The following is a 21,919-nucleotide window of genomic DNA, read 5'->3' as shown; positions in this document are numbered from 1 at the left end:
TGGTGGTGGCTCCCACCGGCGACCCCGAGGCGGTGACATGCGCATGGCGGCGGGCAGAGGCTCGTGCGACTGGCGGTTCGACTCCGGGAGGCTCTGCCTGGACCTGGTGGCGACGGGGATCGGAACCTCCGGCGCCTGTGAACTGCTCGACGGGACCGACCGGCTCGCCGACTGGCTGGTGGCCGCCGGACTCGTACCGAAGGGCACATGTCTCGACGCCGTCGACGAGACCTGGTTGCTGAATTTCCGCCTGCTGCGGACGGGCGTCGACCGGCTGCTGACCGCCGAGCTCGGCGGCCGCGGCGCCGACGGCGTGCTGGAGCGGGTCAACGAACTCGCCGCCGCGCCGCCGCCGGGACTGCGGGCCGTGCGCGCCGGGAACGGTGCACTGGTGCGGACACTCAGTGCCGAGCCCGAGTGCGGGGCGCTGCTGGCCGCCGTCGCCCGCGACGTCGTGGAACTCCTGACGGACCCGGAGGCCCGGGCCGGGCTCCGCCGCTGCGAGGGCGACAACTGCCGACGGCTCTACCTCGACACGTCACGGGGGAGGCGCCGTCGCTGGTGCTCCAGCGAGGTGTGCGGGAACCGGGAGCGGGTGGCCCGGCACCGACGGCGGGTGGCGGCGCTCGCGGCCCCGGCGGATGTGTCCGTGTGAACCGTCGTGCACGGGTACGTCGTGTCGGCGCAATAAATGTCGAACGGCTTTGAATGGATCGCGCGCCGCCTCCGTATTCGATGGCCAAGGAGCTCTACAGGGTCTCGACCGGGAGGTTCGGGTGCGCAAGGATGCGGCCGTGGCCGATGACCGTCCGCACAGGGCTCGACATCGCAGTGGACCGCCCGCGTCACCCTCCGCCGTTCCGGACGAGGAGCTGATGCGGGCGCTCTACCGCGAACACGCCGGACCGTTGCTCGCGTACGTGCTCCGTCTCGTCGCCGGGGACCGTCAGCGTGCCGAGGACGTGGTGCAGGAAACGCTCATCCGTGCCTGGAAGAACGCCGGTCAGCTCAACCGGGCGACCGGCTCTGTCCGCCCCTGGCTGGTGACGGTCGCCCGGCGCATCGTCATCGACGGCCACCGCAGCCGGCAGGCCCGGCCGCACGAGGTCGATCCGTCGCCGCTGGAGGTCATTCCCGCGGAGGACGAGATTGACAAGGCGTTGTGGCTGATGACTCTCTCGGATGCGCTCGACGATTTGACCCCCGCCCATCGGGAAGCATTGGTCGAGACCTACTTCAAGGGACGTACGGTCAATGAGGCCGCCGAGGTGCTCGGCATACCCAGCGGCACGGTGCGGTCCCGGGTCTTCTACGCACTGCGCTCGATGAAGCTCGCACTCGAAGAGAGGGGGATCACGGCATGAGCGACCACGAGTGGGAGCCTTTCGGGCCCCGGCCGACCGGTCCCTCCAGCCCCACGGGTCCGCGTGGCCGCCCTGTGTTCCCCGGCGGTCCGGGCGGCTTCGGCGGTCCCGATGACTTCGGCGGTCTCGGCGGACGCGGTGGTTCCGGTTCTGGGCCGGCGATGGAAGGGCCGGAGCACGACGCCGCCGGTGCGTACGTCCTGGGCATCCTGGACGACGCCGAAGCGTCCGCCTTCGAAGCGCATCTGGCCGGCTGCGCGCTCTGCGCCGCCCATCTCGACGAGTTCGCCGGGATGGAACCCATGCTCGCGATGCTCGCCGAGGCCCCCGCCACCGTGCCGGGCGCCCGCCCCGTCCCGTACGTCCCGGAGCCGCCCGCACCTCGGTTGCTCGACCGGCTGGTCGACGAGGTCGCGGCCAAACGGGCCCGGCGCAAGCGACGTGGCCTGTATCTGGCGGCGGCGGCAGCGGCGCTGATCATCGGCGGTCCGGTCGTCGCGGTCATGGCCACCGGCGGCGACAGCGGCACGACCCAGGCGGCGGACCCGCACCCCACCAGCCCCGCCGAGGACGCGTTCTTCCACCACATGCAGGAGAAGGTGCAGGCGACCGACCCCACCACCAAGGTCGCCGCCACCGTCGGCATGGAGAAGAAGGCGTGGGGCACGCACGCGGTGCTGGAGCTCAAGAACGTCAGGGGCCCGGAGAAGTGCAGCCTGATCGCCGTGTCCAAGAGCGGCGAGGAGGAGGTCGTCACCTCCTGGTCCGTCCCGAAATGGGGCTACGGCATCAACGACTCCACGCACCCGTCCGCGAAGTACCCGCTCTACGTCCACGGCGGCGCGGCGATGGACCGCGCGGACATCGACCATTTCGAGGTGCGGACCTTCGACGGCAAGCGGCTGGTGGACATCGACGCATAGGGGTGGCAGCAGGAAATCGGGCCATGGACGCACCCGCCATGGGGGTCCGACGCGCAATCGATACCTGCGACGCGCACGATCCGGGCCCGCTGCAGATGCGCGGCGGGCCCCCTTCGCATAAGGTTGACGGCTGCCCAATGCACGTAAGAAGGGGGCCTCGGTGGCCGCGCAGGATGCCGTCGATTCGTTGCGGGACCGGGAAATCGGTGTCGAGCAGGAACATCTCGACCGTGTTTATCACCGCCTCGAGGAGAAGATCCACGAGGCGGAATTCCTCATGAACGATGCCGTCAAGCGCGGCCAGGTCGGGACCCCGGGCGCGCTCGCCGAGCGCGACGCCCAGGTGTTCCGGGCCGGGATCCACCTCAACCGGCTGAACAGCGAGTTCGAGGACTTCCTCTTCGGGAGGATCGATCTGCTGCTCGGCAAGGACGGTGAGCGTGGTCCGGACGGCGCGTACACCTCCGTCGAACCGGCCGACGACGCCGTACGCGACGACAGCTCCGCCGACATCGCGGAGACGCTCCACATCGGCCGGATCGGGGTCCTCGACTCGGACTACGCGCCGCTGGTCATCGACTGGCGGGCACCGGCCGCCGCGCCGTTCTACCGGTCGACGCCGAAGGACCCGGGCCGGGTGGTACGCCGCCGGGTCATCCGGTCCAAGGGGCGCAGGGTCCTCGGGGTCGAGGACGACCTGATGCGCCCGGAGCTGACCGCGTACAAGGACGGCGACAAGCTGCCCGTGATCGGCGACGGCGCGCTGATGGCGGCGCTCGGCCAGGCCCGCAGCCACACCATGCGGGACATCGTCTCCTCCATCCAGGCCGAGCAGGACCTGGTGATCCGGGCGCCCGCCGCCTCCGTCACCGAGGTCTCCGGCGGCCCCGGCACCGGCAAGACCGCCGTGGCCCTGCACCGCGCCGCGTACCTCCTCTACCAGGACCGGCGGCGGTACGCGGGCGGCATCCTCGTCGTCTCGCCGACCCCTCTCCTCGTCGCGTACACCGAAGGGGTGCTGCCCTCGCTGGGAGAGGAGGGGCAGGTCGCGATCCGTGCGGTCGGCTCGCTCTCCGACGAGGCGGCGGGTGTCGAGGGCGCCACCACGTACGACGAACCGGCCGTCGCGCGGATCAAGGGCTCCTCCCGGATGCTCCAGGTGCTGCGCAAGGCGGCCCGCGGGGCGCTGGAACAGCCGCGGACCCCGGGCGCGCCGCGGAACGGGCAGGACGGCCAGCTGTCGTTCGGCGAACCCGACGAGTCCGGGGACGAGGCTGCACCGCCCCTCACGACCCCCACCCGGCTGCGCGTCGTCGCCTTCGGCGCCCGCGTGGAGCTGAACGCCGACGAGCTGCACCGCATCCGGCAGTCCGTCCTCGGCGGCACCGCCCCGGTCAACCTGCTGCGCCCGCGTGCCCGCAAGCTGCTCCTGGACGCACTGTGGAACAAGTCCTCCGGGCGGGGTCGCTACACCGACCCGGAACTCGCCGCGGAACTGCGCACCTCCTTCGACGAGGACGTCTCCACCGAGACACCGTTCCTGGAGTTCCTCAACGCCTGGTGGCCCGAGCTCACCCCGCGCGGGGTGCTCGCCGCGATGGCCGACGAGAAGCGGCTCGGCCGGTGGGCACGCCGGGTCCTCAACCAGGGCGAGGTGCGCCGCCTCGCCCGCTCGCTGAAGCGGCTGGACAGCACCGGCCAGGGCCCCCTGTCCGTGCACGACGTGGCGATCCTCGACGAGCTGCACACGCTGCTCGGCACCCCGCACCGGCCGAAGAAGAAGCGCGAGTTCGATCCGCTGGACCAGCTCTCCGGGCTGGAGGAGCTGATGCCGCAGCGCGAGGAGACCCAGCGCGAGCGGGCCGAGCGCCTCGCGGCGGAGCGCACGGAGTACACACACGTCATCGTCGACGAGGCGCAGGACCTGACGCCCATGCAGTGGCGTATGGTCGGCCGCCGCGGACGGACGGCCACCTGGACGATCGTCGGCGACCCGGCGCAGTCCTCCTGGTCGGATCCGGACGAGGCGGCGGAGGCGCGCGACGAGGCGCTGGGCAAGCGCCCGCGCCGCCACTTCACGCTCACCGTCAACTACCGCAACCCGGCGGAGATCGCGGAGCTCGCGTCGAAGGTGCTGGCGCTCGCGATGCCCGGCATGGAGTCCCCGGCCGCGGTCCGCTCGACGGGCGTGCAGCCCCGTTTCGTGGCCCTGCGCGACGGAGATCCGGCCGGGACCGTGCGGGAGGAGGCGCGGCGGCTCCTCGGCAAGGTGGACGGCACGGTCGGTGTCGTCGTCGCGATGAACCGGCGCGCGCAGGCCCGGAAGTGGCTGGCGGAGCTCGGCGATCGGGTGGTGGCGCTGGGCAGCCTGGAGGCGAAGGGCCTGGAGTACGACGCCACGGTCGTCGTCTCGCCCGCCGAGATCGCGGACGAGTCGCCGGCCGGTCTGCGGGTGCTGTACGTGGCGCTGACCCGGGCGACGCAGCAGCTGACCGTGGTGTCGGGGGAGCGGGACCTGCCCGACGAGGACGGCGTGCCGGACCTGCTGAGGGACTGAGCCGGAGGCCGGCGGGGGCGGGCGGAGACCGGCGGGGAGAAGTCGACCCGCGATGGGGGAATCACTTCTCCGGGGTCTTTGTTAGCCTGGTGTCGGCACCGGCTCGATCCAAGCCCCCGGGCCCAACCTTCGTCGCTACGAGCGACCACTTGCCGCGAGGCGAGCATGGCGGGTCGGTGCCGCTCAACCGAAAAGACAGACCCGCGTCACCTTCCGGTGGCGCGGGTCTGTTCTTGTTGGTGGCCCTGACGCGTCCGTCGCTCCGGTTGGGGGTTCCGCTCAACCCGCCTATCTCGTATGGTGGAAACTACTTTCCGAAACGCGGCAGTCATTACCGGCTACCCGGCAGTAGGTGCGAATATCGGGAAGCGTGTCCGAGGTGAACACCCCGGCCGCGTGGCAATGAAGCTAGGGAAAGCGAAGGACTCGGCCATGGCAACGGCGCCCAGCGTCTCGTACTCGATGACGGTCAGGCTGGAGGTGCCCGCGAGCGGCACAGCAGTCTCCCAGCTCACCACAGCCGTGGAGTCCTCCGGTGGTTCGGTCACCGGCCTCGACGTGACCGCATCCGGTCACGAAAAGCTCCGGATCGACGTCACCATCGCGGCCTCCTCCACCTCGCACGCGGACGAGATCGTCGAAGGTCTGCGCGACATCGAGGGCGTCGTGCTGGGCAAGGTCTCCGACCGTACGTTCCTGATGCACCTCGGCGGCAAGATCGAGATGGCGTCCAAGCACCCCATCCGCAACCGTGACGACCTCTCGATGATCTACACCCCGGGTGTGGCGCGGGTCTGCATGGCGATCGCCGAGAACCCCGAGGACGCCCGCCGCCTGACGATCAAGCGGAACACGGTTGCGGTCGTGACGGACGGCTCCGCCGTGCTCGGCCTCGGCAACATCGGCCCGATGGCCGCCATGCCGGTCATGGAGGGCAAGGCGGCCCTCTTCAAGCGCTTCGCCGACATCGACGCCTGGCCGATCTGCCTGGACACCCAGGACACCGACGCCATCGTCGAGATCGTCAAGGCCATCGCCCCCGGCTTCGCGGGCATCAACCTGGAGGACATCTCCGCGCCCCGCTGCTTCGAGATCGAGGCCAGGCTGCGCGAGGCCCTCGACATCCCCGTCTTCCACGACGACCAGCACGGCACCGCGATCGTCGTCCTGGCCTCGCTGACCAACGCACTGCGCGTGGTGGGCAAGGGAATTGGGGACGTACGGGTCGTCATGTCCGGCGCCGGAGCGGCCGGTACGGCCATCCTGAAGCTGCTCATCGCCGCGGGCGTCAAGCACGCCGTCGTCGCCGACATCCACGGTGTGGTGCACGCGGGCCGCGAGGACCTGGTCTCCGCCGACGCCGATTCTCCGCTGCGCTGGATCGCCGACAACACCAACCCCGAGTCGATGACCGGCACCCTCAAGCAGGCGGTCGTGGGCGCCGACGTCTTCATCGGCGTCTCCGCCCCGAACGTGTTGGACGGCGACGACGTCGCGGCGATGGCGGACGGCGCGATCGTGTTCGCGCTCGCGAACCCGGACCCCGAGGTGGACCCGGCAATCGCCCGCCAGACCGCAGCAGTTGTCGCCACCGGCCGCTCCGACTTCCCGAACCAGATCAACAACGTGCTGGTCTTCCCGGGCGTCTTCCGCGGTCTGCTGGACGCTCAGTCCCGCACGGTCAACACGGAGATGATGCTCGCCGCGGCCCGTGCCCTCGCCGACGTCGTCGCCGAGGACGAGCTGAACGCCAACTACATCATCCCGTCGGTCTTCAACGAGAGGGTCGCGGGAGCGGTTGCCGGAGCCGTCCGGAACGCCGCGAAGGGTGCCGGGGGCGCTGTGACGGGCCCCACGTCGGCCTGACCCACGGCGCGTCGCGGGTCGCGGCACCCCGAACACCCCTTTAGGGTGGGCGGGCAGCGAGCCCCGCAGAAGTCCGCACCCGCTGCGGACCGCTTCAGGGAGTCGACGGAACGTCACCACGACGAGGCAGTGGCGCTTTTCGTGTGACTCCGAAGGGTGCCGGATTGGCTTTCCCGCCGCAGGTGGGGGCAGGATGCTTCCCCAAGGACTACGTCCAGGGGAGACCCCACAAGGCGCGAGGTCTAATGACAGACCCGGATTCGGGGACTGTCCGAGGGCCCTGGCAGCATCGGCTTCGATCTCACGCCTCACAGGCAAGAAGAACACGGGAGTAACAACATGAACCGCAGTGAGCTGGTGGCCGCCCTGGCCGACCGTGCCGAGGTGACCCGCAAGGACGCCGACGCCGTGCTGGCCGCGCTCGCCGAGACCGTCGGTGAGATCGTCGCCAAGGGCGACGAGAAGGTCACCATCCCCGGCTTCCTGACCTTCGAGCGCACCCACCGTGCCGCTCGCACCGCTCGTAACCCGCAGACCGGCGACCCGATCAACATCCCGGCCGGCTACAGCGTGAAGGTCTCCGCGGGCTCGAAGCTCAAGGAAGCCGCCAAGGGCAAGTAGGACCCATAGGCGCGGCGGAGGGCGGTCACCCCGACCAGGGTGACCGCCCTCCGTCGTACCGCCCGCAGAAGCGGCCCTGAGCCCTTGAGGTCCGTCCCGTAATCCCTGACGGGCGCACGACGCCGGCCACGGCACCTCGATGCGTTGTCGCAACGCCCGAATACGCCCGGTATGAGGACGCTCCTCCGCCGTGCGATGCACCGCATCCGACGCCGCGCGCTGTTCCGCCAGGGATTACGGGACAGCCCTCAGGCGGCCGCCGGACCCTTCCGGTGATCGAAAACGGGGGCCCGGGGGCAGTGCCCCCGAACCCCCGTTCCGGGCCTCGGTCGTCAGACCAGCGAGCCGCCCGGCAGCTCGACCTTCGCCCCGAGCTTCTCCAGCTTCTCCATGAAGTTCTCGTAGCCACGGTTGATCAGATCGATCCCGTGCACCCGCGACGTGCCCTGTGCCGCCAGCGCGGCGATCAGGTACGAGAAACCGCCACGCAGGTCAGGAATGACCAGATCCGCGCCCTGCAGCTTCGTCGGGCCGGAGACGACCGCCGAGTGCAGGAAGTTCCGCTGGCCGAAGCGGCAGTCGGAGCCGCCCAGGCACTCGCGGTAGAGCTGGATGTGCGCGCCCATCTGGTTGAGCGCGGAGGTGAACCCGAGCCGGGACTCGTACACCGTCTCGTGGACGATGGACAGCCCCGTGGCCTGCGTCAGCGCCACGACGAGCGGCTGCTGCCAGTCGGTCTGGAAGCCGGGGTGCACGTCCGTCTCCAGGGCAATGGCGTTCAGCGCGCCGCCCGGGTGCCAGAAGCGGATGCCCTCGTCGTCGATCTCGAAGGCGCCGCCGACCCGGCGGAAGGTGTTGAGGAACGTCATCATCGAGCGCTGCTGTGCGCCCCGTACGTAGATGTTGCCCTCGGTCGCCAGCGCCGCGGACGCCCAGGAGGCCGCCTCCAGGCGGTCCGGGATCGCCCGGTGCGTGTAGCCGTCGAGCCGGTCGACGCCCGTGATCCGGATGGTCCGGTCGGTGTCCATGGAGATGATCGCGCCCATCTTCTGCAGTACGCAGATGAGGTCCTCGATCTCCGGCTCCACGGCCGCGTTGGACAGCTCGGTGACACCCTCGGCGAGCACCGCCGTCAGCAGTACCTGCTCGGTGGAGCCCACCGACGGGTACGGCAGCCGGATCTTCGTGCCGCGCAGCCGCTGCGGGGCCTCCAGGTACTGGCCGTCGGCCCGCTTCTCGATCGTCGCGCCGAACTGCCGCAGCACGTCGAAGTGGAAGTCGATCGGCCGTCCGCCGATGTCGCAGCCGCCGAGACCCGGAATGAAGGCGTGGCCCAGCCGGTGCAGCAGCGGGCCGCAGAACAGGATCGGGATGCGCGACGAGCCCGCGTGGGCATCGATGTCGGCGACGTTGGCGCTCTCGACATGGGTGGGGTCCAGGATCAGCTCGCCCGGCTCGTCACCGGGCCGGACCGTCACACCGTGCAGCTGCAGCAGCCCCCGCACGACCCGCACATCGCGGATGTCGGGCACATTGCGCAGCCGACTGGGCCCGCTGCCGAGCAGCGCGGCGACCATTGCCTTCGGCACCAGGTTCTTGGCGCCTCGGACGCGGATCTCGCCCTCCAGCGGGGTTCCGCCGTGGACAAGCAGGACATCGTCTGTGCCGGTCATGAATCTCGCGTTCCGGAGTGGTCGGGCAGGGGGCCAACCGAAAGGGTAATGGCCCTCCACCCCCGTTCCATAAGGCGGCGGGGGGTGTACGAACGTCATGAATCAGCCACAACACGCTCTGCTCGCCACGCCTCGCGGAGGGTCACCGTGCCTACGCGCCTCCCGGGCCGTGTGCTCCCCACGCATCCGTGCGCCCTGAGCTGCGCTCGGGCTCGCTCGTCGGCCCGGCGCGTCACTTGGTCCCCATGGAGGGCGAAGATGCGGGATCATTTCTGCCATGACCGAGGTGTCCTCGCTCACAGGGCGACTGCTCGTGGCCACACCCGCCCTCGCGGACCCGAATTTCGACCGCGCGGTGGTGCTGCTCCTCGACCACGACGAGGAGGGCTCACTCGGCGTCGTCCTGAACCGCCCCACCCCGGTCGGCGTCGGTGACATCCTCGAGTCCTGGGCCGGCCTGACCGGCGAACCGGACGTCGTCTTCCAGGGCGGTCCGGTCTCCCTCGACTCGGCGCTCGGAGTCGCGGTGATCCCCGGCGACGAGGGGCCGCTCGGCTGGCGCAGGGTGTACGGGGCGATCGGTCTGGTGGACCTGGAGGCGCCACCGGAACTGCTGGCCGCGGCGCTCGGCTCGCTGCGGATCTTCGCGGGGTACGCGGGCTGGGGCCCCGGGCAGCTGGAGACGGAGCTGACCGAGGGCGCCTGGTACGTGGTGGAGTCGGAGCCCGGAGACGTCTCCTCGCCGCGTCCGGAACATCTGTGGCGCGCGGTCCTGCGTCGTCAGCGCAGCGAACTCGCCATGATCGCCACCTACCCGGACGACCCTTCGCTCAACTGAACCTCGGTGCTTTCAGTACCCTGGCTGTTATGAGCACTCTTGAGCCCGAGCGCGGGGCAGGTACGGGGACCCTCGTAGAGCCGACGCCGCAGGTGTCGAGCGGCGACGGCGACCACGAGCGCTACGCCCATTACGTCCAGAAGGACAAGATCATGGCGAGTGCCCTGGAGGGCACCCCCGTGGTCGCACTGTGCGGAAAGGTCTGGGTGCCGGGGCGCGACCCCAAGAAGTATCCGGTCTGTCCCATGTGCAAGGAGATCTACGAGTCCATGGGCGCCGGTGGCGACAAGGGCAAGGGCGGCAAGGACAAGAAGTAGCCCGTCCGCAGACCGTTCGACCGAACCCCCGGAGTGCGCTGACGCGCGCCCCGGGGGTTCGGCGTGCAGCCGTCGTCCCGGGTGTGTGGCGCGGGCTCGGGCTGCACCGGCGCCCACGCGCGGCACGGGTGAGCCGGCGGGCCCGGTCGAGGTGTCGTCAAGGCGGTGACGGGAGTTGGCGAGGCGGTTTTCCCCCCGCACGCACGCACGCACGTCGCCCGCCCGGCCGCGTTCGGTGGCTTCGGCCCGGAGCGCGCCCCGTCGGCGACCCCTCGTGCTGATCCATCGGGGGTGACGAGCGCTCCGCATGCCGTGGCTGGAGAGCGTGGACCTTGCGGCGGGCCTGCGTTGGGGTCACCCACCCGCAGCACGACATCCCGCCACCGCCCGACGAACTCCGCAACACCCGGGATGCCCGGACCGGTCGATCCACTGCGGCATACCCTCGACGGCGATGACCATCCCCTTGCTGGTCTTCCTCGCACTCGTACAGCGACGCCCGGTCGCGGAACCGGGCGGAGCGGTTAAGGACTGACGTCATGGACATCGAGGGTCTGATCCCGGCGCCGCTGCGCGCCATGAACTCCACGGCCGGCTTCGTTCTTGATCAGGACACTGTTGTCGTTGCGCAACCGGGCACGGAGCGCATCGCACGCCACCTGTGCGGCACCCTCGCCGCCGCGACCGGGCTGCCGCTGGCGCAGGCCGAGGCCGACAACGGGAACGCGATCCGCCTGCGGACCGACCCCGAGGTGGCCGCGGAGCTCGGCCCCGAGGGGTACCGGCTGTCCGTGGACGGCGACGGCGTCACCGTGCTGGGCGGCGGCGCGGCCGGAGTCCACTGGGGTACGCAGACCCTGCGCCAACTCCTGGGCCCCGACGCCTACCGGAGGGCCCCCATGGACCCGGAGCGTCAGTGGCGCGTCCAGGGCTGCACCGTCGAGGACCGCCCCCGGTTCTCCTGGCGCGGCCTGATGCTCGACGTCTCACGGCACTTCCTGCCCAAGGACGACATCCTGCGCTACCTCGACCTCCTCGCCGCCCACAAGCTGAACGTCTTCCACTTCCACCTCACCGACGACCAGGGCTGGCGGGTGGAGATCAAGCGCTTCCCGAAGCTCACCGAGATCGGTTCCTGGCGCACCCGTACCAAGCACGGACACCGGGCGTCGGAGCTGTGGGACGAGACCCCGTACGGCGGTCACTACACGCAGGACGACATCCGCGAGATCGTCGCGTACGCCGCCGAGCGGCATATCCGTGTCGTCCCCGAGATCGACATCCCGGGCCACTCGCAGGCTGCCATCAGCGCCTACCCGGAACTCGGCAACACCGACGTCATCGACACCGCCGCCCTCTCCGTCTGGGACACCTGGGGCGTCACTCCGAACGTGCTCGCCCCCACCGACCACACCCTCCGCTTCTACGAGGGCGTCTTCGAGGAGATCCTCGATCTCTTCCCGGCCGCCACCTCGCCGTTCATCCACGTCGGCGGAGACGAATGTCCCAAGGACCAGTGGAAGGCGTCCCCCGCCGCCCAGGCCCGGATCAAGGAACTCGGCCTGGCCGACGAGGAGGAGCTGCAGTCCTGGTTCATCAGGCACTTCGACAGCTGGCTCACCGCGCGTGGCCGCCGCCTCATCGGCTGGGACGAGATCCTCGAGGGCGGCCTCGCGGACGGCGCGGCGGTGTCGTCGTGGCGCGGGTACGCGGGTGGCATCGCCGCCGCCGAGGCCGGGCACGACGTCGTGATGTGCCCGGAGCAGCAGGTCTATCTGGACCACCGTCAGCACGGCGGCCCCGACGAGCCGATGCCCATCGGATACGTACGCACCCTGGAGGACGTCTACCGCTTCGAACCCGTACCGCCGGGCCTGACCGACGAGGCGACCCGTCACATCCTGGGCACCCAGGCCAACGTGTGGACCGAGGTCATGCAGAACCGGTCCCGCGTCGACTACCAGGTCTTTCCGCGGCTCGCGGCGTTCGCGGAGGTCGCCTGGTCGGCACTGCCCGCCTCCGCCGACCGGGACTTCGCCGACTTCGAGCGCCGGATGACCGCGCACTACGCCCGACTTGACGCGCTCGGCGTCGATTACCGACCGCCGGGCGGCCCGTTGCCGTGGCAGAAGCGCCCCGGCGTCCTCGGACGTCCGATCGAGGGGGCGCCCCCGAACGTGTGATCCCGCTCGCGGACCGGGCCGGGCCACCGCGGTTCCTGGGACCGTGGTGGCCGGAAGTGCTCGTGCCGGCCCTGCCGGAACCGCGCTTCCCCGGAAGGGAATAAGTCGTACAAGGCTTACCGAAGAGTGGCAATTCATGCTCTGTGCACAAGGGGCGCGAAAGGGGAGCATCCCCCAGGTCAGGGGCGAATGCGCCCTTCGCGGACCCTCGCGTCGGTCCGATCGGAAGATGTGCCAGAGTTGCCACGTCCGGGCTTTGAGCACGTACCGTACGGCGAAACAAGCGGGACGCCGGGACACCGGGAAGGGGCAGCTGGGTTGACCACGCACGCACCGCAGGCGACGCAGACGGTGACTCTGCCCGCCTCGCTCGACGAGGCCGTGGCGGCACTCGGCGCCATGCCCGCCGCCGTTCCCGTGGCCGGCGGCACGGACTTGATGTCGGCCGTCAACAAGGGGCTGCTGCGCCCCTCCGGACTCGTCGGCCTCGGCCGCATCAGCGAGCTCCGCGGCTGGCACTACCAGGACGGTCACGCCCTGCTCGGCGCCGGACTCACCCACGCACGCATGGGCCGGCCCGACTTCGCCGCACTGATCCCCGCCCTGGCCGCGGCCGCGCGCGCCGCGGGCCCGCCCCAGATCCGCAACGCCGGGACGCTCGGCGGCAACATCGCCAGCGCGGCCCCGACCGGCGACACCCTTCCCGTGCTCGCCGCCCTGGAGGCGGAGCTCGTCATCGCGGGCCCCGACGGCGCCCGCCGCGAGATCCCCGTCTCGCACCTGCTGGCCGGCCGGGAGATGCTCGAACCCGCGGAGCTGATCGGCTTCATCCGCGTACCGCTGCTGCACGCCCCCCAGGTCTTCTTCAAGGCGACCGGCCGCACCGGCCCCGGCCGTGCCACCGCTTCCGTCGCGATCGTCCTCGACCCGGCCCGGCGCGGGGTGCGCTGCGCGGTCGGCGCCATCGCGCCGATGCCGTTGCGTCCCCTGGAGGCCGAGCGCTGGATCGCCTCGCTGATCGACTGGGACGGCGAACGGGGCCTGGCGCCCGACGCGCTGGCCGCCTTCGGTGAGTACGTCGCCGCCGCCTGCGTCCCGGACCAGCCGCCGCTCGCCGACGGGGGAGAGGCGCCACCGCTGCCCCCCGCCGTACTGCATCTGCGGCGCACGGTCGCCGCACTCGCCCGACGCGCGCTGGGGAGGGCACTGTCGTGAGCAACAGCAACGCCGACAACAGGAACAACGAGGGCCCCGCAGACGAGCACGGCGGCTGGCAGCCGACCGCGCAGGGCGGCGAGTACGACGCCGAGGCGACCGCCTTCGTCCAGCTGCCCCCGGAGGACCTGGCGAACATCCCGCTGGCTGCTCCCGGCCAGGGTTACGTACCGCCGATGATCGTGCCGCTGACCCCCGTGGCCGGGCTCGACCCGGCGGCGACGGGCAGCTGGGTGGTGCGGACGCAGAGCACGCAGGACCAGGAGACGGAGCAGCAGGCGACGGGCGCGGTGCACTGGCCGGACCCGAACGAACAGCAGCACCAGCAGCACCAACGGCTTCCGGAGTACCCGCGGCACGAGGAGTACCCGCAGCAGGGCGAGACGTCGGCCTCGACCGGCCAGTGGAACTTCGCCGAGGTGACGGCCGCCGAAACCTCAGGCCACACCGGCCAGTGGACGATCCCGGTCGCCGATGGCGACCTGCCGGAGGAGTCCGGCGAGTTCGCGGCCTCGGCGCTGGCGTCCCAGTGGTACGCGGAAGGGACGCCACCGGCCACGCTGCCGGGTGGCGCGCCCGCGCCGTGGGCGACGCAGCCGGAGGCTCCCGAGGTTTCCGGGACGACCGCGGAGGGCACGGCGGACACCCCGGCGTCGGGCACGGACCTCACGCAGGTCCCGGCCCTGGACGCCACCGCGTCGGAAACGGCCGAGCCGCTGACGGAGCCCGTGGCCGACACCACGGCCACTCCCGAGCAGGCCCTCCCCGCCGACCCCCCTCACGACGCCACCTTCGACGCCCCCCTCGACACACTCCCCGACACCCCCAGCGAGCACCCGTCCGCCTCCTACGTCCTGCATGTGAACGGCGCCGACCGCCCCGTCACGGACGCCTGGATCGGCGAGTCCCTGCTCTATGTGCTCCGTGAGCGACTCGGCCTCGCCGGAGCCAAGGACGGCTGCTCGCAGGGCGAGTGCGGTGCCTGCAACGTCCAGGTCGACGGCCGCCTCGTCGCCTCCTGCCTGGTCCCCGCGGCCACCGCGGAGGGCAGCGAGGTCCGTACGGTCGAGGGCCTGGCCGTCGACGGCGAGCCGTCCGACGTGCAGCGCGCCCTGGCCGACTGCGGCGCCGTCCAGTGCGGCTTCTGCATCCCCGGCATGGCCATGACCATCCACGACCTGCTGGAGGGCAACCACGCCCCCAGCGAACTGGAGACCCGCCAGGCGCTCTGCGGCAACCTCTGCCGCTGCTCCGGCTACCGCGGCGTCCTGGACGCCGTGAACAACGTCATCGCGGGCCGCGAGGCGAGCGCCGAGGCGGTCACGGAGCCCGGCGCCGCCACCGCGGATGCGCATTCCACCGAGGCCCGCATCCCGCACCAGGCGGCGCCCGGTGCCGGTAGTGTCCAGCCCCATCTGCAGGACGGAGGCATGGCGTGAGCAACGACGCAGCCACCGCCACCCACACGGCGCTCACCATTCCGCCGGTGAACGGCCCCGGCGCCGAGCCGCCCGTACTCGGCATCGGCGCCTCACTGCCGCCCGCGGACGCCCGTGCCAAGACCGAGGGCACGTTCCCGTACGCGGCCGACCTCTGGGCCGAGGGACTGCTCTGGGCGGCCGTGCTGCGTTCCCCGCACCCGCACGCGCGCATCCTGTCCATCGACACCACGGGCGCCGCGGAGATGCCCGGCGTACGTGCGGTCGTCACCCACGAGGACGTTCCCGGCGACGGGGCGTACGGACGCCGGGTCGTCGACCGCCCCGTCTTCGCCTCCGAACTGGTCCGCCACCACGGTGAACCGATCGCCGCGGTCGCCGCCGACCACCCCGACACGGCCCGCCTCGCCGCAGCGGCGATCGTCGTCGAGTACGACGTCCTCGAACCGGTCACCGACCCGGAGAAGGCGTTCGCCGCGGAGCCCCTGCACCCCGACGGCAACCTCATCCGCCACATCCCGCTGCGCTACGGCGACCCGGACATCACGGGCGACGTCATCGTCGAGGGCCTGTACCGCATCGGCCGCCAGGACCCCGCCCCGATCGGCGCCGAGGCCGGCCTCGCCGTGCCGCGCCCCGACGGCGGTGTGGAGATCTACACCGCCTCCACCGACCCGCACACCGACCGCGACCTCGCCGCCGCCTGCTTCGGCCTCGAACCGGACCGGGTGAAGATCGTCGTCACCGGCGTTCCCGGCGCGACCGGCGACCGCGAGGACCCGGGCTTCCAGCTCCCGCTCGGCCTGCTCGCCCTGCGCACCGGCTGCCCGGTCAAACTGGCCGCCACCCGCGAGGAGTCCTTCCTCGGCCACGCCCACCGCCACCCGACGCTGCTCCGCTACCGCCACCACGCGGACGCAGAAGGCAGGCTGGTCAAGGTCGAGGCGCAGATCCTCCTCGACGCGGGCGCGTACGCCGACGCCTCGTCCGAGTCCCTGGCCGCCGCGGTCGCGTTCGCCTGCGGTCCGTACGTCGTCCCGCACGCCTTCATCGAGGGCTGGGCGGTCCGTACCAACAACCCGCCGTCCGGCCATGTGCGTGGCGAGGGCGCCATGCAGGTCTGCGCGGCGTACGAGGGCCAGATGGACAAGCTGGCCGCCAAGCTCGGCATCGACCCGGCCGAACTCCGCCTCCGCAACTCGCTCTCCACCGGCGACATCCTCCCGACCGGTCAGACGGTGACGTGCCCCGCCCCCGTGGCCGAACTCCTTCGTGCGGTACGGGACGTCCCGCTCCCCGCGCTCCCCAAGGACTCCCCGGAGGACGACTGGCTGCTCCCCGGCGGCCCGGAGGGCGGAGGCGAACCCGGTGCCGTACGCCGCGGCGTCGGCTACGCACTCGGCATGGTCCACATGCTCGGAGCCGAAGGTGCGGACGAGGTCTCCACCGCCACGGTCAGGGTCCACAACGGTGTCGCCACGGTCATCTGCGCCGCGGTCGAAACCGGACAGGGCTTCAGCACCCTGGCCCGCCAGGTCGTCCAGGAGACCCTGGGCATCGAAGAGGTCCACGTGGCCGCGGTCGACACCGACCAGCCCCCGGCGGGCCCGTCCACACACGGCCGCCACACCTGGGTCTCCGCCGGGGCGGTGGAACGCGCCGCCAAGATGGTCCGCACCCAGCTCCTCCAGCCCCTGGCCCACAAATTCGGCATGTCCACCGAGTTGCTCCAGATCACGGACGGCAAGATCACCTCGTACGACGGGGTGCTGTCCACGACGGTCACGGAGGCGATGGACGGCAAGGAACTCTGGGCCACCGCCCAGTGCCGCCCCCACCCGACCGAGCCGCTCGACGAGTCAGGCCAGGGCGATGCGTTCGTCGGTCTCGCCTTCTGCGCGATCCGGGCGGTTGTGGACGTCGACATCGAACTCGGGTGGATCCGTGTGGTCGAGATGGCTGTGGCCCAGGACGTGGGCCGGATCCTCAACCCGTCCCAACTGGCGACCCGTATCGAAGCAGGCGTCACCCAGGGCATCGGCGCGGCCCTGTCGGAGAACCTCCGCACGACCCGCGGTGTGATCCGCCACCCCGACCTCACGGGTTACGCCCTGCCTACCGCGCTTGACGCTCCCGACATTCGCATCGTCAAACTTGTCGAAGAACGAGACGTGGTGGCCCCCTTCGGCGCCAAGCCGGCCTCGGCGGTCCCGGTGGTCACGTCCCCGGCAGCGGTGGCCGCGGCAGTCCGTGCGGCAACGGGCCGCCCGATAAACCGCCTCCCGATCAGGCCTCAGGCGGCGGTGGCGGCCACCAACTCCTAGGCGTGGAACCGACGGCGTGAACTCGGTTGCATGTGCAACGACGGGATACATGGTGTCGGTGGTGCTGCCTACAGTGGTGCCCACGCTGTAATCAGCCGCATACGGGGGAGAGTTCAGTGCTGCCGAGTGCCCCTGGGGGATCGACGGACGCGCCAGGAGTGCCGTTCGGGTCGGTTTTCGACTTCGCGCAGAACGCGGTCGGTGAACTGGTCACCGAGCTCTCGTCGTTCACCAAGTTCCGTGACCGGATCGATGAGCTCCTGAAGGACCTCAAGGGCTCGCCGGCCGATGCCAGGAAGCTCGGTGAGGACCGGATGCCGCGCGCCCGGTTCGGCGGCGAGAAGGGCCAGTGGGCCGAGGCGGACGCCCTGCACCACACGTACGAGACGGTGATCACGGAGCTGGAGCAGCTGTCCGGACTGCTGTCGGACTCCATGGAGGGAATGGGCATCGCAGTCCTCGCGTCGCACAAGGGTTACGAGCACGTCGACCTGGACGTCCGCGAACGCATGCTCGCGATCAGAGACGGTGCCCGGGAACACCAGGAGGCCCACCAGGACACCACGGCGTCGGCGAAGCAGCCAGCCGTGGCCGATGGCCGGGCGAAGCAGCCGCACAGCGGTGGACACGCGGGGACCGGCGGCCTGTGACGCCGAATACGCGCACCTGGGGCGTACAGGAACGACGGGGACAGGGAGAACGACGGTATGGGTCAGACGGGGAGCGGCTCCGGAACATCGTTCGAGAACATGTCCCACGAGCGGATGCTGGAGTGGCTTGACCAGGCGAACAGCGGAGCCGTGCAGGGGGCGGCGGACAGGTTGCGCCACGCATCGGAGGAGATCCGCAAGATCGCGGAGGACCTGAGGATCCGTCCGCAGTGGGTCGAGTGGAAGGGCGCAGGCGCCGACGCCTTCCGCACCTGGAGTGCAGACCTGGCCAACGCGACGCTGCGCCTGGGCGCCTACAGCGAGGGCGCGTCGAAATGGCTCACCGAGGTCTCCGGCGCAATCGCCTCCGCCCAGGCGTCGATCCCGCGCACGGGATCGGGTGACAAGGCCCGCGTGGAAGAAGCTCAGGCAGTGAGCAGGGACTCGGGCGCGTCTGCGGCGGACAAGGAGTCTGCGGCGGCGTTGCTGTCGGCGAAGGAGAGGGACCGCCAGGAGGCGGCTGCGCAGATGCGCAGGCTGGCGCAGACGTACTCGTTCTCGTCTTCGCAGATGGCGGCCTTGGAGAAGCCGGTATTTCCGCCGCCGCCGGATTCGATCGTGCCGGAGCGGGAAGCCGGCATCAGCGACTCGGAGGGCTGGGCATCTCCCGGCGCCGGTTCCTGGCCGGGAGGGGCTGGTGACGGTGCCGGATACGCAGCGACCACACACGCCTCGGCCGCGGAGGCGTCCGATTCTGAAACACCAGGTGCCGTGGACCGTGCGACGGTTCGTATGCCCGCGCACTCGGGAACCCCAGTGGATATGGAGATCGACGGCCTGGCGATCCTGCCGCAGTCGTCCACGCCCGTTGGCGTGCCGACGGGACTGCCGCTGGCGGGCAAGCCGGACGGAAGCTCCCCGCCAGGCCCCAGCGTGATGCCGCCCGTGTTCGGGGGCAATTCACCGTTGACCCCGAATCAGCAGGGCGCCGGACGCTACACGGGCACAGGCGTCCGTCCTCCGGCATTGCCTGGTCCGAATGGCCTCAGCACCGGTCAGACAAGTCGTCTGCCCCGTGAAAGGGGCATCAGCGGTGGTCGGCCGGTCGCCCGGACCGGCGGGCGTCCGACGGGCGGACTCCCCCGTGGCACGGTGGTCGGTGGCGAAGGTGCGCATGGCCGAGGCCCGATGGGGCACGGTTCGGGCATCGGCGGTCCGAGCGGTGGCCAGAGCGGGTTTCCCGGCGGCCGTCGGCCGGCCGGAGAATCAGGCGGAATCGTCGGCGGCCGTCCTCAGCAGCCGGGGCGTTCGAGCGGCCGTCCCTTCACGCCCGGTGGCTCCGGTCTGGTTCGGGGCAATGGTGCGAGTGACGGCACGCGTGCGGCCGGACAGGCGGGACGCGGAACGAACGCTGCGGCGGGTGCCCGTCCGGGCTCCTCCCGTCGTGAAGGCCGCGAGCGACCGGACCATCTGACGGAGGACGAAGAGACCTGGCAGCAGGGTGGTCGACGCGTTGTCCCCCCCCTGTGATCGACTGATCGAAAGTATTCGGTGAAGGACGCAGATGCCTGCCGGCAACATGCACAGCGGCCGCACCAGGGCCGCCGCGTCGGCGACCGTGGGGATGTTGCTGGTGGCTGCGACGGCCGGGTCGGCTCACGCTGAATCGGTCCGGTCGTACCAATGGCACCTGACTGCCATGAAGGCCGAGGAGATCTGGCAGATCAGCACTGGCAAGGGCGTTGTCGTCGAGGTCATCGATACGGCGGCCGCTGACGCCGGCCGTCATCTATGTTGCGCAGTCGTACTGTTCGGTGAGGTTGCCGATGCCCTCCAGGAGGATGGTGCGGCTCTTGGAGATCAGAGCTGCCGTGTCCCAGTCCTCCTTGGCCAGGACGCCTGGGGCGATCTTCAGAGTCACGGTGACATGGGGGGCGCCGGTTCCCATGGGCTTGGCGCAGGAGGCGGGGAGCTGGACTTCGCTCTGGCGCGGCCCGATCCAGCCGGAGTGTCCGCCGCCGACCGGGGCAGCGTCCTTGGCGGGCTCGTTGAGGGTGTCGGCCGGCCGCACGTCGAGGGTGTACTGGGTCCGGGGAGTCGTGTCCTTGCTCGTCTCGCGGCCGACGAAGCAGATGGTGGAGAACACCGGGTCCGCTCCGGCGTCCTCGTCCTTGTCCTCGTCCACGACCAGCTTGCCGCCCTTCCGGTCGTCGAGCAGGCCCACTGTTTCCTTCGTGAGCATCCCCAGGCAGAGGTTCTTCGCCCGGAGGTCCTTCAGCGGGCTGGGCCAGAGCTGGATCGCGGTGACGACGGCCGCCGCGACCACGAGCACTGCGGGCAGTACCAGGTTCTTCTTGTCCATCAGTACCTCTCGCCCATCTTCATGTCAGCGTCCTTGATGCCGCTCTGGTACCACTGCTGGGCAGTCGGCCGAAGGCCGTCCTCGTACTCGCCGGGGCTCGCGTCCAGTTCCGGCTCCTTGCGCCCCTTCTCCATCGCCGTCTTCCGCAACATGGCGTACATCCGGCGCTCGCCGTCGGCGTAGTGGTTGATCATATTGTTGCGGGTCTCGGCATCGACCTCGGCATTCAGGTCGAGTCGGTGGGCCCGTCCATGTTCTTGCCGAGGATCTGGTGCACGTGTGTACGTGGAAGCGCAGGGCGTCGGTAGGTTGATCTCCAGGCCGGAGCAGGGGGGTGACACGTTCGACCTCTTCGGCATCCTGCGGGCCCAGGCGCTCAACCCCTGGAAGGGCGAAGATCATCGAAACGAAGGCGAGGCAACGGTGACCACCGGGCCCCAGCTCTCCTGGTTCACGTCCGGCTGCAGCAACAACGAAGGCGGCGCCTGCGTCGAAGTCGCCTACGACTGGCGCAAGTCCGGCTGCAGCGGCAATGAGGGCGAAGCCTGCGTCGAGGCGGCCACCTGCCCCCGCACCGTCCACGTCCGCGACTCCAAGGTCGTCGACGGTCCCGTCTTCGCCGTCGGCCCGGCCGCCCGGACCGCTTTCCTGACGGGTGCCGTCGCCGGATGACCGCGAGCGTGTTGCGAGTGGCTGATCCCGGTCCCGCCGTCGTCCTCCTCACCGGCGTGATGGCCTCCGGGAAGTCCACTGTTGCTCAGGCCCTTGCCGAGCGGATGCCGCGGGCGGTGCATGTGCGCGGGGACGTCTTCCGGCGGATGGTGGTGTCCGGGCGTGCCGAGATGGTGCCGGGGGCGTACGAGGAGGCTGCCGCGCAACTCCGGCTCCGGTACCGGTTGTCGGCGATGACGGCCGACGTGTACGCGGGCGAAGGCTGGACCGCCGTGGTGCAGGACGTGGTGCTGGGGGAGGAGTTGGCCGCTTACGTCGAACTCGTGCGGACCCGGCCGCTGTACGTCGTCGTGCTCGCCCCCGAGCCGCAGGCTGTTGCCGAGCGGGAGGCGGGGCGGAGCAAGAGCGGTTACGGGGCCGGGTGGACGGTCGAGTCGCTGGACCGGGTGCTGCGTGAGGAGACGCCGCGGATCGGGCTCTGGCTGGACACGACCGGGCAGACTGTGGAGCAGACGGTCGACGCGGTACTCGCGAGTCTTGAGCGGGCACGGGTGGTGGGAACGGTGGAGGGCTGAGGCGACAGGAGGTTCGACCACCGGCTTCGCCTCCGCCGACGCGCGCATCCACCCCACCGGTCACGGTCACCTGGCGGCCAGTCCGACGATTCTGCATCCTGCGTCCCTTGCCCTGGCGAAGAAGCCGCAGTGCGAGAACAACGGCGGGCTGCCCGAGAAGCCCGTACTGAATCCCCGCACCTGACACGGGCTGGACCGTCGGCCGAGCTTCTGTCGGCGGCAGTGCCGGGTCAGCGGCGAGGGCGCGTCGGGCAGGGCCGGGTTCACGGCGGAGAACGCTGTCAGGACACCGTGGCCCGCGCCCCCGGACCCAAGGAAGCCGCCCGCCCCGGAACTTCCC

Annotated in this window: 20 protein-coding genes; 15 read left to right on the top strand and 5 right to left on the bottom strand. The window is 70.8% G+C overall.

What is annotated here, in order from left to right:
- The first annotated feature begins 43 nt into the window (after window positions 1-43).
- From ACFU6I_RS19785 to ACFU6I_RS19760, 6 genes are all read left to right on the top strand, one after another.
- Complete coding sequence (locus tag ACFU6I_RS19785; RefSeq protein WP_384368185.1) at window positions 44-655, top strand: CGNR zinc finger domain-containing protein; 612 nt, start codon at window positions 44-46, stop codon at window positions 653-655.
- Between the two features lie 121 nt (window positions 656-776).
- Entirely contained in the window at window positions 777-1,364 is a 588-nt protein-coding gene (locus ACFU6I_RS19780) for a sigma-70 family RNA polymerase sigma factor (RefSeq protein WP_327246081.1), read from the top strand.
- Window positions 1,361-2,287: a zf-HC2 domain-containing protein gene (locus tag ACFU6I_RS19775; protein WP_384368182.1), complete on the top strand. Its 927-nt coding sequence runs from the start codon at window positions 1,361-1,363 to the stop codon at window positions 2,285-2,287. The genes ACFU6I_RS19780 and ACFU6I_RS19775 overlap by 4 nt, the downstream gene beginning before the upstream one ends.
- Window positions 2,288-2,447: 160 nt before the next feature.
- Window positions 2,448-4,844 (top strand): HelD family protein, encoded by a 2,397-nt coding sequence (locus ACFU6I_RS19770; protein ID WP_384368179.1) that lies wholly within the window; start codon window positions 2,448-2,450, stop codon window positions 4,842-4,844.
- A gap of 432 nt (window positions 4,845-5,276) precedes the next feature.
- Window positions 5,277-6,710 carry an NAD-dependent malic enzyme gene (locus ACFU6I_RS19765; RefSeq protein WP_384368176.1) on the top strand — a complete coding sequence of 478 codons (1,434 nt, stop codon included), beginning with the start codon at window positions 5,277-5,279 and terminating at the stop codon, window positions 6,708-6,710.
- Between the two features lie 339 nt (window positions 6,711-7,049).
- Window positions 7,050-7,331 (top strand): HU family DNA-binding protein, encoded by a 282-nt coding sequence (locus ACFU6I_RS19760; protein WP_003968811.1) that lies wholly within the window; start codon window positions 7,050-7,052, stop codon window positions 7,329-7,331.
- Window positions 7,332-7,663: 332 nt separating this feature from the next.
- Here the strand turns inward: ACFU6I_RS19760 and murA are convergent, their stop codons facing one another.
- The gene (murA, locus tag ACFU6I_RS19755) at window positions 7,664-9,004 is read right to left on the bottom strand and encodes a UDP-N-acetylglucosamine 1-carboxyvinyltransferase (RefSeq protein WP_037692423.1); all 1,341 of its coding nucleotides are present in this window, start codon (window positions 9,002-9,004) and stop codon (window positions 7,664-7,666) included.
- Between the two features lie 277 nt (window positions 9,005-9,281).
- On the opposite strand from murA, the gene ACFU6I_RS19750 reads away from it, so the two are divergent.
- The 7 genes from ACFU6I_RS19750 to ACFU6I_RS19720 all read left to right on the top strand — a co-directional run bounded on the left by ACFU6I_RS19750 (window position 9,282) and on the right by ACFU6I_RS19720 (window position 17,970).
- A complete protein-coding gene (locus ACFU6I_RS19750; RefSeq protein WP_266985091.1) occupies window positions 9,282-9,842 on the top strand; it encodes a YqgE/AlgH family protein in 561 nt (186 codons plus the stop codon).
- 29 nt (window positions 9,843-9,871) lie between these two features.
- Window positions 9,872-10,159 carry a DUF3039 domain-containing protein gene (locus ACFU6I_RS19745; protein WP_266985093.1) on the top strand — a complete coding sequence of 96 codons (288 nt, stop codon included), beginning with the start codon at window positions 9,872-9,874 and terminating at the stop codon, window positions 10,157-10,159.
- Window positions 10,160-10,698: 539 nt separating this feature from the next.
- The gene (locus ACFU6I_RS19740; RefSeq protein WP_384368173.1) at window positions 10,699-12,342 is read left to right on the top strand and encodes a beta-N-acetylhexosaminidase; all 1,644 of its coding nucleotides are present in this window, start codon (window positions 10,699-10,701) and stop codon (window positions 12,340-12,342) included.
- A gap of 318 nt (window positions 12,343-12,660) precedes the next feature.
- Window positions 12,661-13,557 carry an FAD binding domain-containing protein gene (locus tag ACFU6I_RS19735; RefSeq protein ID WP_384368170.1) on the top strand — a complete coding sequence of 299 codons (897 nt, stop codon included), beginning with the start codon at window positions 12,661-12,663 and terminating at the stop codon, window positions 13,555-13,557.
- The gene (locus ACFU6I_RS19730) at window positions 13,554-14,996 is read left to right on the top strand and encodes a 2Fe-2S iron-sulfur cluster-binding protein (RefSeq protein WP_384368167.1); all 1,443 of its coding nucleotides are present in this window, start codon (window positions 13,554-13,556) and stop codon (window positions 14,994-14,996) included. The genes ACFU6I_RS19735 and ACFU6I_RS19730 overlap by 4 nt, the downstream gene beginning before the upstream one ends.
- Entirely contained in the window at window positions 14,993-17,320 is a 2,328-nt protein-coding gene (locus tag ACFU6I_RS19725; protein ID WP_384368164.1) for a xanthine dehydrogenase family protein molybdopterin-binding subunit, read from the top strand. The genes ACFU6I_RS19730 and ACFU6I_RS19725 overlap by 4 nt, the downstream gene beginning before the upstream one ends.
- Before the next feature lie 116 nt (window positions 17,321-17,436).
- The gene (locus ACFU6I_RS19720; RefSeq protein ID WP_384368161.1) at window positions 17,437-17,970 is read left to right on the top strand and encodes a hypothetical protein; all 534 of its coding nucleotides are present in this window, start codon (window positions 17,437-17,439) and stop codon (window positions 17,968-17,970) included.
- A gap of 425 nt (window positions 17,971-18,395) precedes the next feature.
- On the opposite strand, the gene ACFU6I_RS19715 is transcribed toward ACFU6I_RS19720, so the two are convergent.
- The 3 genes from ACFU6I_RS19715 to ACFU6I_RS19705 all read right to left on the bottom strand — a co-directional run bounded on the left by ACFU6I_RS19715 (window position 18,396) and on the right by ACFU6I_RS19705 (window position 20,526).
- Complete coding sequence (locus tag ACFU6I_RS19715) at window positions 18,396-18,611, bottom strand: hypothetical protein (protein ID WP_384368158.1); 216 nt, start codon at window positions 18,609-18,611, stop codon at window positions 18,396-18,398.
- Window positions 18,612-19,759: 1,148 nt separating this feature from the next.
- Window positions 19,760-20,332, bottom strand: a complete 573-nt coding sequence (locus tag ACFU6I_RS19710; RefSeq protein WP_384368154.1) for a hypothetical protein — start codon at window positions 20,330-20,332, stop codon at window positions 19,760-19,762.
- Complete coding sequence (locus tag ACFU6I_RS19705) at window positions 20,332-20,526, bottom strand: hypothetical protein (protein WP_384368151.1); 195 nt, start codon at window positions 20,524-20,526, stop codon at window positions 20,332-20,334. Before ACFU6I_RS19705 ends, ACFU6I_RS19710 begins: the two co-directional genes overlap by 1 nt.
- A gap of 115 nt (window positions 20,527-20,641) precedes the next feature.
- Here ACFU6I_RS19705 and ACFU6I_RS19700 point away from each other — a divergent pair, with 115 nt between their 5' ends.
- Both ACFU6I_RS19700 and ACFU6I_RS19695 read left to right on the top strand, forming a co-directional pair.
- The gene (locus ACFU6I_RS19700; protein ID WP_384368148.1) at window positions 20,642-21,004 is read left to right on the top strand and encodes a DUF397 domain-containing protein; all 363 of its coding nucleotides are present in this window, start codon (window positions 20,642-20,644) and stop codon (window positions 21,002-21,004) included.
- A gap of 17 nt (window positions 21,005-21,021) precedes the next feature.
- Complete coding sequence (locus tag ACFU6I_RS19695; RefSeq protein WP_384368145.1) at window positions 21,022-21,579, top strand: AAA family ATPase; 558 nt, start codon at window positions 21,022-21,024, stop codon at window positions 21,577-21,579.
- A 66-nt stretch (window positions 21,580-21,645) separates the two neighbouring features.
- On the opposite strand, the gene ACFU6I_RS19690 is transcribed toward ACFU6I_RS19695, so the two are convergent.
- The coding region (locus ACFU6I_RS19690) for a hypothetical protein (RefSeq protein WP_384368142.1) at window positions 21,646-21,919 on the bottom strand (274 nt) is incomplete at its 5' end.

It is taken from the genome of Streptomyces sp. NPDC057486 (assembly GCF_042802415.1).
Classification (GTDB): Bacteria; Actinomycetota; Actinomycetes; order Streptomycetales; family Streptomycetaceae; genus Streptomyces; species Streptomyces yanii.
Note: the sequence above shows the minus strand (reverse complement) of the source record. Positions and strands in the feature narration are given on the sequence as shown.

Coding starts and splice junctions, on each gene's coding strand:
- ACFU6I_RS19785 (WP_384368185.1), top strand. CDS start 44: ATGGCGGCGGGCAGAGGCTCGTGCGACTGGCGGTTCGACTCCGGGAGG.
- ACFU6I_RS19775 (WP_384368182.1), top strand. CDS start 1,361: ATGAGCGACCACGAGTGGGAGCCTTTCGGGCCCCGGCCGACCGGTCCC.
- ACFU6I_RS19765 (WP_384368176.1), top strand. CDS start 5,277: ATGGCAACGGCGCCCAGCGTCTCGTACTCGATGACGGTCAGGCTGGAG.
- ACFU6I_RS19760 (WP_003968811.1), top strand. CDS start 7,050: ATGAACCGCAGTGAGCTGGTGGCCGCCCTGGCCGACCGTGCCGAGGTG.
- murA (WP_037692423.1), bottom strand. CDS start 9,004: ATGACCGGCACAGACGATGTCCTGCTTGTCCACGGCGGAACCCCGCTG.
- ACFU6I_RS19750 (WP_266985091.1), top strand. CDS start 9,282: ATGACCGAGGTGTCCTCGCTCACAGGGCGACTGCTCGTGGCCACACCC.
- ACFU6I_RS19745 (WP_266985093.1), top strand. CDS start 9,872: ATGAGCACTCTTGAGCCCGAGCGCGGGGCAGGTACGGGGACCCTCGTA.
- ACFU6I_RS19740 (WP_384368173.1), top strand. CDS start 10,699: ATGGACATCGAGGGTCTGATCCCGGCGCCGCTGCGCGCCATGAACTCC.
- ACFU6I_RS19715 (WP_384368158.1), bottom strand. CDS start 18,611: ATGCCGGCTTCCCGCTCCGGCACGATCGAATCCGGCGGCGGCGGAAAT.
- ACFU6I_RS19710 (WP_384368154.1), bottom strand. CDS start 20,332: ATGGACAAGAAGAACCTGGTACTGCCCGCAGTGCTCGTGGTCGCGGCG.
- ACFU6I_RS19705 (WP_384368151.1), bottom strand. CDS start 20,526: ATGATCAACCACTACGCCGACGGCGAGCGCCGGATGTACGCCATGTTG.